The sequence below is a fragment of the Pseudoalteromonas sp. P1-30 genome (genome assembly GCF_001400005.1).
Lineage (GTDB): Bacteria > Pseudomonadota > Gammaproteobacteria > Enterobacterales > Alteromonadaceae > Pseudoalteromonas > Pseudoalteromonas atlantica.
In genome coordinates this window covers 56310-71872 of sequence record NZ_LKBC01000007.1, presented here as the reverse complement: position 1 = coordinate 71872, position 15563 = coordinate 56310, and the positions used below count along the sequence as shown (strand labels likewise).

Annotated in this window: 18 protein-coding genes and 1 riboswitch; of the genes, 3 read left to right on the top strand and 15 right to left on the bottom strand. The window is 37.9% G+C overall.

The genetic code is table 11. From position 1 onward, the window contains the following. Window positions 1–116: 116 nt before the first annotated feature. From AN395_RS12385 to AN395_RS12375, 3 genes are all read right to left on the bottom strand, one after another. Entirely contained in the window at window positions 117–1946 is a 1830-nt protein-coding gene (locus AN395_RS12385; RefSeq protein WP_054983186.1) for a TonB-dependent receptor domain-containing protein, read from the bottom strand. Between the two features lie 36 nt (window positions 1947–1982). Next, window positions 1983–2146, bottom strand: a riboswitch (cobalamin riboswitch). Between the two features lie 86 nt (window positions 2147–2232). Beyond that, window positions 2233–3015 carry a hypothetical protein gene (locus tag AN395_RS12380; protein WP_054983185.1) on the bottom strand — a complete coding sequence of 261 codons (783 nt, stop codon included), beginning with the start codon at window positions 3013–3015 and terminating at the stop codon, window positions 2233–2235. Window positions 3016–3282: 267 nt separating this feature from the next. Continuing rightward, entirely contained in the window at window positions 3283–3765 is a 483-nt protein-coding gene (locus AN395_RS12375) for a YajQ family cyclic di-GMP-binding protein (protein ID WP_004588518.1), read from the bottom strand. A 150-nt stretch (window positions 3766–3915) separates the two neighbouring features. On the opposite strand from AN395_RS12375, the gene AN395_RS12370 reads away from it, so the two are divergent. Both AN395_RS12370 and AN395_RS12365 read left to right on the top strand, forming a co-directional pair. After that, window positions 3916–4269 carry a VanZ family protein gene (locus AN395_RS12370; RefSeq protein ID WP_004588519.1) on the top strand — a complete coding sequence of 118 codons (354 nt, stop codon included), beginning with the start codon at window positions 3916–3918 and terminating at the stop codon, window positions 4267–4269. Next, entirely contained in the window at window positions 4262–5164 is a 903-nt protein-coding gene (locus tag AN395_RS12365; RefSeq protein WP_054983184.1) for a ketopantoate reductase family protein, read from the top strand. The genes AN395_RS12370 and AN395_RS12365 overlap by 8 nt, the downstream gene beginning before the upstream one ends. Window positions 5165–5190: 26 nt before the next feature. Here the strand turns inward: AN395_RS12365 and thiI are convergent, their stop codons facing one another. Both thiI and AN395_RS12355 read right to left on the bottom strand, forming a co-directional pair. Beyond that, entirely contained in the window at window positions 5191–6648 is a 1458-nt protein-coding gene (gene thiI, locus AN395_RS12360; protein ID WP_004588521.1) for a tRNA uracil 4-sulfurtransferase ThiI, read from the bottom strand. Between the two features lie 97 nt (window positions 6649–6745). Next, window positions 6746–7399, bottom strand: coding sequence for a TetR/AcrR family transcriptional regulator (locus tag AN395_RS12355; protein WP_004588522.1), 654 nt, complete (start codon window positions 7397–7399; stop codon window positions 6746–6748). A gap of 325 nt (window positions 7400–7724) precedes the next feature. On the opposite strand from AN395_RS12355, the gene coaD reads away from it, so the two are divergent. Then, the gene (gene coaD, locus AN395_RS12350) at window positions 7725–8216 is read left to right on the top strand and encodes a pantetheine-phosphate adenylyltransferase (RefSeq protein WP_054983183.1); all 492 of its coding nucleotides are present in this window, start codon (window positions 7725–7727) and stop codon (window positions 8214–8216) included. A 91-nt stretch (window positions 8217–8307) separates the two neighbouring features. Here the strand turns inward: coaD and AN395_RS19475 are convergent, their stop codons facing one another. From AN395_RS19475 to argH, 10 genes are all read right to left on the bottom strand, one after another. Continuing rightward, window positions 8308–8733: a hypothetical protein gene (locus AN395_RS19475; protein ID WP_157683953.1), complete on the bottom strand. Its 426-nt coding sequence runs from the start codon at window positions 8731–8733 to the stop codon at window positions 8308–8310. After that, entirely contained in the window at window positions 8733–9230 is a 498-nt protein-coding gene (locus AN395_RS12345; RefSeq protein WP_054983182.1) for a hypothetical protein, read from the bottom strand. Before AN395_RS12345 ends, AN395_RS19475 begins: the two co-directional genes overlap by 1 nt. After that, window positions 9223–9732, bottom strand: a complete 510-nt coding sequence (locus AN395_RS12340; RefSeq protein ID WP_054983181.1) for a hypothetical protein — start codon at window positions 9730–9732, stop codon at window positions 9223–9225. Before AN395_RS12340 ends, AN395_RS12345 begins: the two co-directional genes overlap by 8 nt. A 599-nt stretch (window positions 9733–10331) precedes the next feature. Then, entirely contained in the window at window positions 10332–10844 is a 513-nt protein-coding gene (locus AN395_RS12330) for a hypothetical protein (RefSeq protein ID WP_200910450.1), read from the bottom strand. Then, the gene (locus AN395_RS12325) at window positions 10844–11287 is read right to left on the bottom strand and encodes a hypothetical protein (protein WP_054983179.1); all 444 of its coding nucleotides are present in this window, start codon (window positions 11285–11287) and stop codon (window positions 10844–10846) included. Before AN395_RS12325 ends, AN395_RS12330 begins: the two co-directional genes overlap by 1 nt. Window positions 11288–11494: 207 nt before the next feature. Continuing rightward, complete coding sequence (locus AN395_RS12320; protein ID WP_095206659.1) at window positions 11495–11926, bottom strand: hypothetical protein; 432 nt, start codon at window positions 11924–11926, stop codon at window positions 11495–11497. Window positions 11927–12156: 230 nt separating this feature from the next. Then, a complete protein-coding gene (locus AN395_RS19655) occupies window positions 12157–12627 on the bottom strand; it encodes a hypothetical protein (protein ID WP_054983177.1) in 471 nt (156 codons plus the stop codon). Between the two features lie 5 nt (window positions 12628–12632). Beyond that, on the bottom strand, window positions 12633–13166 hold the full coding sequence (locus AN395_RS12310) for a hypothetical protein (protein ID WP_054983176.1): 534 nt from the start codon (window positions 13164–13166) through the stop codon (window positions 12633–12635). Between the two features lie 16 nt (window positions 13167–13182). Next, on the bottom strand, window positions 13183–13386 hold the full coding sequence (locus AN395_RS12305; protein WP_054983175.1) for a hypothetical protein: 204 nt from the start codon (window positions 13384–13386) through the stop codon (window positions 13183–13185). Between the two features lie 290 nt (window positions 13387–13676). Next, the gene (gene argH, locus AN395_RS12300; protein ID WP_054983174.1) at window positions 13677–15542 is read right to left on the bottom strand and encodes an argininosuccinate lyase; all 1866 of its coding nucleotides are present in this window, start codon (window positions 15540–15542) and stop codon (window positions 13677–13679) included. Window positions 15543–15563 lie beyond the last annotated feature (21 nt).

The following is a 15563-nucleotide window of genomic DNA, read 5'->3' as shown; positions in this document are numbered from 1 at the left end:
AACGCAGATAGCGACACATTTAGCCCCTGAAAATGATTAAGTATTAATGCGAATTGGTATAAATACACATTAAAAAGCCCGATATAAATCGGGCTTTTGTATATTAAAAAACGCTATTAAAACTGATAGCTTGCACCTGCAAAAAAGCGGCGCTCTGGGGTGTTGTAGTAATATACGTCACCGCTTGTAAAGTCAGCTCTCGAGTCAACCACATTGTAATCTCTGTCAAATAGGTTCTCTACACGCAGCGACAGCTCAATATTATCGTTTACATGATAGTTACCCGCTAGGTTCCAAAGTGTATACGACCCTAGGCGCGTTACTGCCCCCTCGCGATCACTGCGGTATTGCATATCAATGCGAGCATCAAAATCACCAAATTGCTTTGCGAGCTCCCAATTAACAGTGCGCTTGGCAACATTGCGTAGCTCATCGCCGGTTTCTTTGTTTTCGGCACTTAAATATGCAAAATTAAAGTGGCTATCAAACCCTAAAATTTGCTGTGTAAGGATAAACTCAACCCCTTCATAGCGAGCTTCGTTTATATTAGCTAACGCAAAGTTTTCATCGTAATCAATTTTATCTTCGATGTCGTTTCTAAAAATTGCAAAATCGACTTGTGCACTGTCAAAATTAACATTTACACCAAGCTCGCGGTTTATTGATTTTTCAGGTTGGAGATCCGGATTACCAAAATTTGGGTAGTATAAATCGTTAAATGTTGGCGCTTTAAAACCTGTGCTTTGACTAATTCTAAATGTTGAATTTTCAGATAAATGATAACCAGCCGCCGCAGTATAGGTTGTTTCATCACCAAACTGTTCATCGTCGTCTTGGCGAAGAGTTAAATTGGCAAGCACAGTGTCGGTGTCGTAATAAGCCCCAACAAACACTGCTAATACATCGCGGCTATCCTCATCAAATGCTTGCGAGCTGTGCGATACATCATCGTTATACCAATTAACGCCGCCGCTAATATTAAGCGCATTTGTTAAGCGGTATTGGCCGCTGTAATCTACTTGCGAGCGCTTAGTAATAAATGTACTGGTTAATGGCCCGCCGGTAAAAAAGTCCACATATGTGCTGTCAGAATCATCGGTTGCAAAAGCAACATCTATAGCATGAGATTGGTTAGTGTAGTTTTTGCTCCACTGCGCCGACAGTTGATAGTTTTTAAAGTCCCCTCTTTCAACCGTGCTCGTAGCCGGGCTAAAGCTGCTATCGTAATCCGCGTAGCCTTCGCTGTACTGGCCTAGTAGCTTAAAGTTACCGTAATGTGCATCTGCATAGTTTACTTTAAAGCCTACGTTTTTATTTTCATAGCTGTCGTCATCGGGCGCTATACCTTGTAATGCATCAAAACCATCGGTTTTTTCAAAGCCTGCATTAAATGCGCTAACCACTTCATCTGATTTTACTGAACCTGCAAGCTGATAGTTTTGATAAGCGTTAGAGCCAAATGTGGCATCAAGTGATACATTGCTCGCTTCACGCGTTATTATATTAATAACCCCAGCTAATGCATCTGAGCCATACACAGCTGCACGCGAGCCCTTTATGATCTCGATTCGCTCAATACTATTTAGCGGCACGTTACTTAATGCTTTTTGTCCTAGCGTGGCTGAGCCCGTGCGTACACCATCAATTAAAATTAGCGTATCGCCAGAACCTGTACCACGTAAAGATACGCCCGACGTTTGGCCAAAGCCACCATTAGGATTAATTTGAAAACCCACTTGTGTGATTAGTAAGGTTGGTAAATCGCGTACATTGCTTGCATCTATTTCGGCGCGATCAATTACATTAACGCTCGCTAAAACATTATTTATTGATTGTTCAAATTTATTAGCGGTAACAGTGATTTTTTCAATTGGGCTTTGTGCAGCAGATACAGAAAAAGACAGCGCAGCCGAGATAGCAACGCCAAGAGTTGTTTTATTTAGCATGATGTTCCCTATCTTTGCCCACCGCAAAGATTTAAGTAAGTAAGATTACTTCAAGGCCGGTCTCCGGACTCAGTAAACACATAAATGCGTTAATACTTTACCGTTGCGGGGGCAGTGTTGGGATTGCTTTTATCATAAAGGCGCACCAACTTCCCGATTATCTCGCTGTTAGTTTTAATACTTTAAACCCTGTATTTAGCATCCAGCAAGCACCTTGAAAATAGGCGGTTATTGTGAGCAGTTTGTTTACAAATGTCAACGGACGTCTATATAGCTAAAGGTTAAATTATTTATTTTCAGTAAAGCTGGATGTTACGCCGTATGAACTTAAAAGCGCTGTGATTTTAGGTTTTATTTCAGGCGAATTTAAAAGCTTATCCATTTGTTTTACCGTAATTTTACTGCGCGCAGGGTTAACTAAAAAATGAGTATCGTATATAGCATCTGGGGTATTACTCTTATAAAGCAGGTTCATATTAAAAATGTTGTTCTTTTTAAAGTATTGATAAGCTATGTTATTTAACACCCCAACATCGGCACGCTTTAATAGCAGCATTTTAACAACGTTAAACTCATCGATTGTTAAACTAACTTGGTGTTCATCACTTAAATATTGTGCATCGGTTTTAAAATCAGCAAAACGATAGGAATACCCCAATACCCCCGCTTTTGTTAAAGCATGTAAGTCATCGAAATAGCTTTGCTTTTGGGCGTTTTGTGCCAGCGTATAGAACTCATTTTTAGCAATAACATAAAAGCTCGTTTCCCGTAAGGCACTTCTTGCTACCTCAGGCACCCATTGCATAGCCATTAAAAATAACATGTCGAATTCCCCCCATTCGACCCACTTTTTGAGCCTTTTTACAGGCAAAGAGTTAAGAGTAAATTTATATTCGCTTTGAGAGTCATTGAGTATTTTTACAAACTCAGGCGCTACCCCTTGCTCTTTTTCGGCATTAATAATAATTGGAAAGTAACCGTCCTCTACCAACACATCTACATTTATTGGCTTGGCAAAACTAAACTTACTGCACGCAATAATAATTATAAAAACAAGAAACTTAAGCATTTAAAGCCTTAAACAGTCGCTATTAAGTAATATTGATATTAAGAATAGCCTAATATACGCAACTGCGTGATAAGCAGGTTTAATAATGCATTTAAATAACGTTAAAAGAGTATGGAATAACAGTGGACTAATTTTAAGTAGGTAAAAGGGGTTTAGGCTTGCGGGTAAGTAAAGGCTGTAATTAAGGCGGGGTAAAATGTGTGGCTAATATATTTAATAACCACACATTTAAATTTTCACTTTAAAATACTAAAGGCACTTAGCTAATTAATCGCGAAAGTTTTTAAACTGGAAAGGCTGGCCTAAATCTGCAGTGCGAACGACTTGCATAGCAGCTTGTAAATCGTCACGCTTTTTACCCGTTACACGTACTTCTTCACCTTGAATAGCAGCTTGTACTTTTACTTTTGAGTCTTTAATGGCTTTAACTACTTTTTTAGCCATGTCTTTCTCAATGCCTTGTTTAAGTGCAACATTACGAAACACGTTTTTACCAGCACGAGTGATGTCTTGCAGCTCCAAGCTTGCTACGTCCATACCACGCTTAGAAATTTTACCTGCTAAAATATCAAACAACTGCATAACTTGTGAGTCAGCTTCAGCTTTTAGTTTAATTGTTTTGTCGTTTAGCTCAATTGATGCGTCAACACCTCTAAAGTCAAAGCGTGTTTCTAGCTCACGGTTGGCGTTATCTACTGCATTTTTAGCTTCGTTCATTTCTACTTCTGATACGATATCAAATGAAGGCATTGGGTTCTCCTAACTATTAAATCTAAATTTATGCGCCGATTATAACGCTAAAATTATAAATCTTTACATTTTTCTGCCAGTTGTTCAGGTGCGATACTAATTTAGTTTGATATACTGCAGCCTCTTTTTTAAGCGGTTTTAGGATTTATCGTGACAAGGCGTGTTTACCAAGCAGTTTTTTTGATTAGTATTGTGGTGTTTACCCTCTTATTTGCCAAAGAAATAAAAGGCGGCGTTACGAACTTATTTCCACATGTTGATAAAGTTGCCCACTTTGGGATATTTTTTATACTTGCCATCATTATGGATAAAGCCTTTAAGTTACCGCTGTACACGCAAGTACTCTTGCTTGCGGGCTACGGTGCAGCAATAGAAATAATGCAAGATGCGCTTCCCTACAGGCAGGCCTCGTTAGGTGATTTTGTTGCTGATTTTGCTGGTGCAGCCACGTACTTTTTACTAAGAACCATTTTTACTCCTCGAAAAAAGAACCCTTATGGCTAATATTCTTATTATTGGCGACGGCGCTATTGGTTTATTGCTAAGCCACTTTTTATCTAAAGCTCACACTGTTCATGTGTTAACACGCAAAGCCACTGCAAATACACGCTTTTATTGCAAAGCAAAACAGCCTTCGCAAAAAATAAATGCACGATTTATTACGCTTAAGCAAATTAATGAACAGCCCGCGTTTGATATTGTTATTTTTGCTGTAAAGGCTTTTCAGGTGCAATCGGCCTTTACGCAAGTTAAACCCTTTTTATCGCCAAGTAGTGTACTAATTGTATCGCACAACGGTATGGGTAATGTTGAAACGCTCAATGAGCAACTCGATAAGCAGCAAGCGTTGTACTTTTTAACCACCAGCATGGCTGGCTTTAAAACAAACGACTTTATAGTACAGCACACCGGTGAAGGTAAAAGCGTATTAGGTGCCTGCAACCCTTGCGCGCACAGTTATCACCAAGCAATGTGTGAGCAATTGCAAAACGTGCCGCAGCTTAGCTACACTACTAATATTGAGCAGCTACGATTTGAAAAACTATTAGTAAATATTGCCATTAACCCATTAAGCGCATTGTATGATATTAAAAATGGTCAGTTACGTGCCCCTTATTTTAATAGCATTATCTTTAATTTATTAACTGAGGCATGCCAAATAGCCCAGGCTTTAAAGCTTGATATTAAGCTGGCTGATGCACTTAACAACGCTTATAACGTAATGATGCTAACCGCTGAAAACTACTCTTCAATGCATCAAGACGTAGCGCATAACCGACAAACCGAAATAGACGCCATTTGTGGCTATATTAGCCAACAAGGTAAGCGATTAAATATCAGCACCCCGCTAAACGATGCCCTACTTGCTAAAATTAAGGCAAAAAAAAGCGTGGTATAAACCACGCTCTAAATTACGGTTAACCTTTACGGGCGATAAACTTTTACACCCGTAAAGCCTGCTTCATGAAGAATAAGCGCCTGTAACTGGCTCATAACCCCTCTTTCACAATACAGGTAGTAATCCTTATCTTTTGGCAGATCACCAAATTTAGTCGCTAAGCGGAAAAACGGTAAATGCACTACATCTATACCGTCAATCTCAAGCGGCGCTGCATCCTCTTCCTCTGGTGAGCGAATATCAACAACCACTGCACCCGCTGGTAAATCAACTACCGACTCAGCTTCTTTAAGTTCTTGCTTAGCTTCTACGTCTATATCACGCACATCCATAATGCGAGCGTTTTCAACAACAGTATTAAGCACATCAAAGTCGAACTTTTCTTCTTCGGCTTTAATAACGTCAAGTTTAGCTTTAACCGTTGGCTTTTTAGATATTACGCCACAATACTCAGGCATGGTTTCGGCCATTTCTGCGGTGCCAATTTTACGTGCAATATTTATAATTTCTTGTTTGTCGTGCTGAATAAGTGGGCGCAAAATCAGGGTTTCTGTTACGCGGTCAATTACACTTAAATTAGCTAAGGTTTGGCTAGAAACCTGACCTATACTCTCACCAGTTACCAAGGCTTGAATATTTAATTTTTCGGCTACTTGGCTGCCAGCACGCATCATCATGCGTTTTAGCACAACACCCATTTGGCTGTTTTCAACGTTCTCTAAAATTTCGGCAACAACCGGTTCAAAATCAACCGTGATAAATTTAACTTTATGAGTAGAGCTAAATTTTTTCCATAAATAGTAGCTGGCTTGCTTAACACCAATTTCGTGTGCTGCGCCACCTAAATTAAAGAATAAAAAGTGCGTGCGAGCGCCTTTACGGATCATCTGATAACTTGCTACACCAGAGTCAAAGCCGCCTGACATTAACGAAAGCACATCTTCTTGTGTTGGTAGTGGAAAGCCTGCCATACCTAGGTGAGTTTGCGTAACTATGTAGGCTTTATCGTCTTTTACTTCTAAGCGAATAGTTACTTCTGGGCGGCTTAACTTAACGCGCGCGCCTTCAACGTGCTGGTTTAAACCACCACCCACGTAACGCTCTAAATCGGTAGAAGTAAAGTCGTGTTGACCAATACGCTTTGCGCGTACACAAAACGTTTTACCAACGATGGTATGCCCTACTAGGTCTATGGTTTTTTTATAGATATCGTCAAGCGTTGTGAAGTCAGTTTCGGTCACTTCAATAAATTGCACAATACCAGGAATACGCTGCAAGCTATCGATAAAGTCTAGGCGTGTTTGTGCATCATCAAGCTTAGTTACAACAGAAATATTATCCCAGTTGTTTCTTACTTGTACTTTTTCGTCAACACGGCGCAATACAATTTTAATGTTATTTTCTAACACTTTAGTAAAGCGTTTACGTACCGAACGGCTTTTAATGGCAATTTCAGGATGTAGTTTGACGATAAATTTAAGCATAGTTCACTCTTAGACTGCGGGAATTCGCGCTCCCAGGCATTGGGCGCGCGATTATAGCAAAAATTTTTGCGTCTAGGAACTAACCAACTAACAGCAGTTAGGCAAGCGCTGGCGCTTGCTCTGCTAGTTGGGTGTATTTTTCACGTAACTGATTCATTTTAAGTATGCTTTTTTCGGTGCTGTAAGCCCTAAATAATGCTAATACTTTTAAAATGCCATGATAAATATCTTGCTCGGCTAAATTACCACTGAGCCTACGCGCTTTAATATACGGAGTCCAAAAACTAACGGTTAGCTTAAGAGTATGGGCAAGTTCAAGCGCATCTTGCTCTTCTATGGCAATCATTTCGTTATCGCGCAGGCCTAAAATAACTTGGCGAACCTGCTCTAATAAAGTTGACTGAAAACCAATGTAGGCTTGTTTTAAGCTTTCATCCCTTGAGAGGATGTCGCCTAAGTTGTCGTAAAAAAAATGATAACGCCACATTAGCTCAAATAACGAATCTAAATAAGCAGTTAGATGATCAAATGCATCATCGTTTGCTTCAATGGGTTTAAAATGAGTATGTAAATGCTCGCTGTAAAGCGCAAAAATATGTCGGATAATGTCTTCTTTATTTTTAAAATGATAGTAAAGGTTACCCGGGCTCATCCCTAAATGTGATGCAATATGATTGGTTGATATTGCACGCTCACCATGTTCATTAAATAACGAAATACTGGTGTGTATTATTTTATCCTTAGTATTCATATGCGACGACTCAAATTAACTTATAAACTACATTACACTAAATATCAGCCATGCAGTATAAACAAATCGGGCTGGTTTAAATACCATCATAATTTACTATTTTAAAAACGAGGCCTGATTATGCTCCACGCAGGCATTTGTATTAATGTGGTGCTGTTAACTAAAGTAAAGCCTAAGCAGCGTAATTACACTTTAAAAAATAGTAACGCATTTAAAGCACTTTTACTGATTAAATATCAAACATACAAGCTCAACCTGATCTCCTAGGCTGATTTGTAGAACAAACACTGATAGACTACTTAAAAAATAATAGTTAGTGAAATCTATGAACGTTACGGCAATCTATCCTGGTACCTTCGACCCGTTAACCAACGGCCACACCGACCTAATTCAGCGCGCAGCTAAAATGTTTAGCACGGTTATTGTTGCTATTGCTCATAACCCTTCTAAAAAGCCGTGCTTTAGTCTTGATGAGCGAGTTGATTTAGCCAACACTATTTTAGGACATTTAAGTAATGTAAAAGTGATTGGCTTTTCAGGCTTACTAGCCGATTTAGCTTTTGATCATAAAGCCGATGTGCTTATTCGCGGTATTAGAGCGGTATCTGATTTTGATTACGAATTTCAGCTCGCAAATATGAACCGCCGCCTAAATCCAGATTTAGAAAGCGTGTTTTTAACACCTTCTGAGCGCAACTCGTTTATATCATCAACCTTGGTAAAAGAAGTTGCCCGCCATAATGGCGATGTGAGCGAATTTGTAAGCCCACTTGTAGTGGATGCTTTAAAACAAAGGTTAGGCTGCGACGCAAGCTAAATAAACACAATTAGCGCACTTTAGGTGCGCTAATATACCTAACTACTTTTTAGCCATAGCTTGTAATTCATTGCGGTTAAATAAAGCACGTTTAAGCTTTGCCAAGCCTAAAGTCACTTGTAAGCTGCCCAATACCATAAAGCCCCCAAAACCACCAATAGTCATAACTAACCAATACCACATAATCGTAATGCATAGGCATGTGTAATGTTGCATTAAACGTTAAACCAAAAAGAAGATAATTATAGGAGAGGCAAGCAAGCGTGAAAATGGTAAGTAAATCCGCAATTACTAAATCTAAATATATTGAGCCTGTAAGGATAAATGATGCTTTGAACATAAATAGGCTGAGCGTATAAGAGAGCATCATCACCAAAAAAATGTACATAATATGCTTATTGCGGCAGTTTATTGTACAAGCAAAATTATAAAGAAATGGAACTACAAAAGCCCATGTAATAAAAATACTTAGGTAGTCATTTACTGTACTCAATGCCATAAATACATGTTGAAGCATTAATGAGCACCCATTTTCTTAACGAGAAAATTTTTGACTTTTATTAACCCTAAAATATCTTTATTTATAAATAAAACCAAGTCACTTGTAAGCTGCCCAATACCATAAAGCCCCCAAAACCACCAATACTCGATATTCCCAACAACGATACTATCGTAATGCATACCGTAAAATACAAACGCATTAAAACTAAGCCCCACGATTAAATAATAAAAAGCGATCTGTTTAGCTTTCGAAAAAATCATCCATATCATCAAAGCGATTATGGTAACTGCATCAAATAAGAACAGGTTTAAGTGAGGTGTGGCTGTTTGCGGGTCCATAACCATACTTGATGTATATGAAGCCATCATAATAAATGATATTTGGGCTAAACTTTTATCTGACTTATTTATGCTTGTAGATAAGCAATATGAAAATGCAAAAACAAACAGCCATGTAATTAAAATGGTTATGTAATCGTATAGGTCAGCCATCGCCCATAACAGGCTATGCATATCGTGAGGGCTTAAATTTTGTTGTTAAATAATTACTTAACTTTGCTAAACCTAAAATATCTTTATTTAAAAGGCTTACTGTAATCATTAGTAAATCGCTAAAATTAACACCTACAAAGTAAATATCCCAAAACCACCAGTACTCATAGTGATGCATAATATCGTTGTCTATGTACATCGCAAAAAATAAAGAAGTATTAATACTTAACCCAATAAGTAAATAAATGTACAAGGTGCAACTTTTTATAAAAAAACCACATAAAGCAATTGAGGCTAGTGTTGCAGCATCAAATAAGAAAAAATCAAAGTAGGTTATGGAGTCCATATCAATAAATAAGCTAGATGAATATGAAAGTGCCATGATTGATGTTAACCAAACTTTGCTCTTATCAGCGTTATTTATTGAGCTGGCAAGTGAATACAAAAAAGCCATTAAAAAGCCCCATTGTACAAATGCACCTATGTAGAAGGTTATATTGGTATTTAATATTAAATCAATCATGAAACCTTAATGCCTGAAAAGTAAAAATTGTACCGCTATCTACACTTTTGAGGCGTAGCAAATACCATAAAACAATAATTAAATTAACTCACTCCCTCAGCCTTTCTATAAATAATCTCAAATATCTCCTAAGCCGAAGTAAACCTAAAATATCTCTGTTTATAATTAGTACAATTGCCATTGTGAAATCGCTAAAATACATCCCAAAAATATATACCGCCCAAAACCACCAATAGTAAAGTGTACCTTGTATAACAATGTCGTAATGCATACCTAAAAATAAACAGGCATTAAAGCTCAGCCCTACAATTAAATAATAAAAGGGCGTAGGTATAGTTTGTTTGGTGAAATTACGCCACAGAAGTAAAACCAAGATAGTTACAGCATCATAATAAAAATAATTTAAGTGCGGTGTTTCTATAATTGGATCCATAAACAAACTAGCTATGTAGGATACCATCATAATAAATGAAAGTTGTGCCCTGCTCTTATCTGGCTTATTAATACTTGCCGATAAGTTTTACAAAAAGGCAATAAGAAAAAACCACGTAAACAAAATACCTACGTTGTACCCTAAATCGACCAGTCCCCAAAGAACATCAGCCACTTTGCTTCAATCTCATAACACCGTTCACCAACTTATCAGTAGCATGCACTAACATTAAAAAATCCTTTTTAACGAAAAAAATACCAACCATGATGATATCCATCATATTAATAACAACTGTATAAACAGACCAAAACCACCACGGTTCGTAATTACCACGTACAAACACATCTATGTGCATAGCTAAAAATAATAACGAATTGATGCTCAAGCCAAATAATAAGTAAGTAGATATGCGCTTTTCAGGTAGGAAATACCGCAGAAATAAAATACAAAATAAAGTGCCTACATCATAGCAAAACAGTTCTATGTAACTAATGTTGTAAATATCTATAACTGTACTTAAGCAGTAAGAAACTACCATAACTAAAGATAGCCATACTGCCTGTTTTGATGGATTGTTAATGCTAGTTGTTAGTGAATATAAAAAGGCCATTAAAAACCCCCACTGCACCAACACACCGATATAAACTGACACTTCAGGAGGGATTAGAACATTATTCACTATTGCGGTTTCTTAGCAAAGAACGAGTAAATAAGGTTTTTGAAATAAATAATTTTTAAAAAGTCTTTATTAATAAACAGCACTAAAATCATACTCAGATCAGAAATGGCCACCACTGATGAATACAACCCCCAAAACCACCAATAGGTGTAATTATGTAAAATATAAGAGTCTAAATACATACCTAGAGCAAAGCACATGTTGATACTCAGCCCAAGCATAAGATACATAAATGCAACCGTTTTCTCTTTAATATAAAAGTATTGGGCAATAATTAAAACCACAATGGTGATAGCATCTAAAATAGCGAGATCAAGGTAAGTAATGGTTTGGTAATTGAACAAAACACCTGGAAAATACGAAATAGCCATAATCGATGAAAGTATAACTAACGCTTTAAAGCGTGAATTGATAGATGAGACTAAAGAATATAAAAATGCCATGAGGAACCCCCATTGCAATACCACACCGATTATATGGGCAATTCTCACATCTAATAAAAAAGAGATGATATCCATCTTAAAAGTAAACGCTAATAATAAGCACCTCAAAAATAATAAACAACACCATTAACTGAGCACCTAGCTTAGTATTTTACTTATTAAAACTAAAAAAACTTTCATCGCCATAAACGTTTCGATACTTCGTCTTTAAAATGCTAGCTGCAAAAGCCACCTTTTAAGCTTAATTAAGCCTAAAAAGTCTCTATTGATAATTAGTACGGCAATCATACACAAATCAGAAAACATAACAGCCGATGAATAAAAGCGCCAAAACCACCAGTAGGTGTAATTATATAGAATATTGGTATCTAGATACATGCATAGGGCTAAAAAGGTGTTAACGCTAAGGCCGATGTTTAAGTAGACATAAGCTGTCGTTTTCTCTTTAATAAAATAACGCTGAGTTACATACACAGCAACTAAAATAGCGATATCTAAAAGGGCAAAATCTAAATAAGTAACCGTTTGAAAGTTTGTAAATATCCAAGGCAAATAACCTATCGCCATAATACTCGAAAGTACAACAAAGCCTTTAAAGGGGTTATTTATTGAAGATACTAATGAGTATAAAAAGGCCATGAGAAACCCCCACTGCACAATAGCGCTTAATATATAAGCGAAATCGAAGTTAGAGATTACATCAATAATAGCCATGTTGTTTGAAACACTATGTAGTTAGGCAAAAAATAAGTAATATTAACATAATTCATCTGACCCTCGTCAGTACCACAGCCCTCGCCTGGCAACTAAAACTCAATAAATAGCCCCACAAATGCAGCAAACCTCACGTTATTAAAGTTCAGCCACACTTATAACTTTTCAATAAGCCGATTACTCTTTAGCTGGTTAACCACTAGTGAAAGCATCATTAAAACATCAATTACGTTTACGCCGATAGAATAAACACTCCAATACCACCATGGCTCAAAGTTATATAGAACATATAAGTCATAATACAAAAGCAATGTAAGTACGGCATTAGCAGTTAAAGCCAGAACGAGGAACAGGAAAGCTTTGTTACGTTTAAAAACATTGAAGTACTGCAAAGACAGCAACGCTACAATTGTAATAAAATCGTAGAACGCCCAATTAAGATATAGGTTATCTAACAATTTTATATAGCTGCCAAAAATATATGAGCAGAGCATTAATGCAGACAAATAAACAGGAGATTTATTTTCTTTGTTTATGCTGGAGACTAGACAGTAGAGGAAGGCCATTAAGAAGCCCCATTGGGAGAAAGCCGCTACATAATCCATTAGGGCTTCAGAAATATACATTTAAGCTAGATTATGTGCTGCGTTTTTGAAGACTTAAACAAACCAAAAAGCTTATTTTTGAGTTTGTGGAGACCTAAGAAATCCCTATCTACAATCAAGGCTACTATCATAAATATATCTATGATACTAACAGTAAAACCATATATATCCCAAAGAAGCCATGTGTCCCGATTATTATATATAAAAACATCTAAATGCATAGCTAACAGCAGACACATGTTTATACTTAAACCCGTGATTAAATAAGTAAAAGAAACAGTTACTTTTTTAATTATTCTATATGTAGTAACTAGAAGTGCAATTGTAATGGCATCATAGAGGGCCCAATCGAGGTAAGTAAGTTCATTTATAGATATCCATGTTAAAGAGTAATCAGATACGCCATAGGATACCATCATGATAAATGAACTTATCAGCAATGTTGTTTCTCTTTTTACTCCTAAGCTGTAAACAAATAGGTTAAATAAAAAAGCCATAGAGAATGCCCAAAAATTTAGGGCCGATAGAGAAAAGTAACCAAAGAAATCAGTTAAAAACATTAAAATCCCATAGTAATTATTTCGGGCGTGGATTTCCACCCGGCAAAATTATTCCTGCTCTCTGCAGATCATTACTAGAAGCGCTCATCGCCTCTTGAGAGAAGCTTACTGTATCAGATTGTAGTGTTTTAGGGCTAGCAGTTTGTTCCGTCGCAGGCTGTAATTGTTGTGTTTTATTGTATGCTTGCATTTGTAATTGGCTATTAGCTGAAACTTGCATGTGATTGTTCCTTGTATAAGTTTTAATATTATTTGGCGCAACTTTTAATCACACCATCATGTAGGTAATTGCATTACCTGTTTTAAGCAGTGATAGCTATTTTGCTATCTGACTTATACAAAGCAACCAATGTGCCAACATTTTTTGACATATTAAAAATACATGCTACCTACAACTATTTATTAAAACTAAATCTAAAACCCTAGCTGACACCAAACTCATCTGACCAGTTTATTATACACATAAAAAAACGCACAGGGGTAACCGTACGTTTTTTATATCCAGGGAATTTAAGCCACGTATTTACACGGGATCTCCGCACGTGTACTTGGCTTTAAAATATATTCCATTGCTACTTCGTCACAGTTTTCTTTACGAAGGCAAAGTTCGCAATCTTTCATTACCTTCTCTGGTAACGATTCTTTACTACAAAAAGTAAAACGTTGCTGTTCAAAAAAGTCTGGCACACGGGTTAATACAATAACGCGATTAAGCGCCAATTTTTTGGCTTTTGCTAATAAGTGCTCTACAAGCTGCCTACCCTGCCCAGTTACCGCGCTTTGTGGATCAATGCCTAAAGAGCGTATTTCAGCAAGCCCCGTGTCGTAAATGTATAACGATGCACATCCCGACACTTTGCCGTCTATTTCTGTTACTGCAAATTCGTTAATTGAATGCACCATGTCGCTTTTAGCACGCGGCAAGTTTTCACCTACCGTAGCCCAGTGCTGTATCAGCCTAGCAATATCTTCAACATCATCTAAATTTGCATCACGAACCGTTATTTGCTGTTTTTTTTTGGCTTCTTTAACCGCTTTAGTAACTTGCTCAATAGATGTACCGCCAAGCGCTTGGCGTGCTTTAATACAGGCATCTATTTCAAGTACTGGGTAAACGTCATCTTCAAACACGTCATTAACTGATTTGTACTGCTCAAGCGAAAGCTCTTCAAGAGTTTTACCTTCGCTTATAGCAAGCTGCACAAGTACACCCACAATGTGGTGGCCTTCTCTAAATGGCACACCTTTAGCTACTAAGTAGTCTGCAAGCTCAGTTGCATTAGCATGGCCACCTTTTGCTGCTGCAAGCGTTTTATCGCCGTTTACTTTTACGCTTTTGATACACGCTTGCGCCATGTGAATACAGGCAAGCCAAGTTGGCATAGCGTCAAAAAGACCTTCTTTGTCTTCTTGCATATCTTTATTGTACGCAAGAGGGAGTGCTTTTAAGGTCATCATCATGGCACTAAACGCACCAAATACACGGCCAGTTTTACCACGAATAAGCTCTAGCGCATCAGGGTTCTTTTTCTGCGGCATTAACGATGAGCCAGAGGTAACATTATCAGCAAGCTCTATAAATCCGGCTTCACCAGAGTTATAAAATATTAAATCTTCAGCCATACGCGATAAATGAATCATAGAAATAGAAGCACAGCTTAAAAGCTCTACTACAAAATCACGGTCAGATACGCCATCAAGGCTGTTTTTAGTTGCGCCAGTAAAGCCCAGGCCTTGCGCCAAAGCTTGGCGATCAATTGGGTAGGCAGTACCTGCTAGTGCGCCACTGCCTAGAGGGCAAAAATTAAAACGCGCTTTGGCATCTTGCAAGCGGCTTTCATCACGCTCTAGCATCTCTACATAAGCCATACACCAATGGCTAAACAGTACAGGTTGAGCACGTTGTAAGTGAGTGTAACCTGGCAATATAGTGCCCAGCTCGCGCTCAGCTAACGCCACAAACTCAGCTTTTAGTGCAGCAATTGCACCGAGTAAATGATCAGCAGTATCGCGGCACCATAATCTAAAGTCAGTGGCTACTTGGTCATTACGGCTTCGGCCTGTGTGTAGCTTTTTAGCTAAATCACCTACTTTTTCGATTAGTGCGGCTTCTACGTGCGAGTGAATGTCTTCTGCACCTGAGGTTGCCACTGCTTGTGGATCTGCTTTTACTTCTTCAAGCAGTTCATTTAGTGCTGCAACCAACTTGGTGTGCTCATCGCTTGTAAGTACATTTACTTGCTCAAGCGCACCTGCCCATGCCACAGAGCCAATAATATCTTGCTCTGCTAACTGATAATCGAACGGAAGTGAGTCGTTAAACTGTTTAAACGCCTCATCTGGACCCGTAGAAAAACGTCCGCCCCATAATGCCATGAAATCTCTCCAAACCCTGTA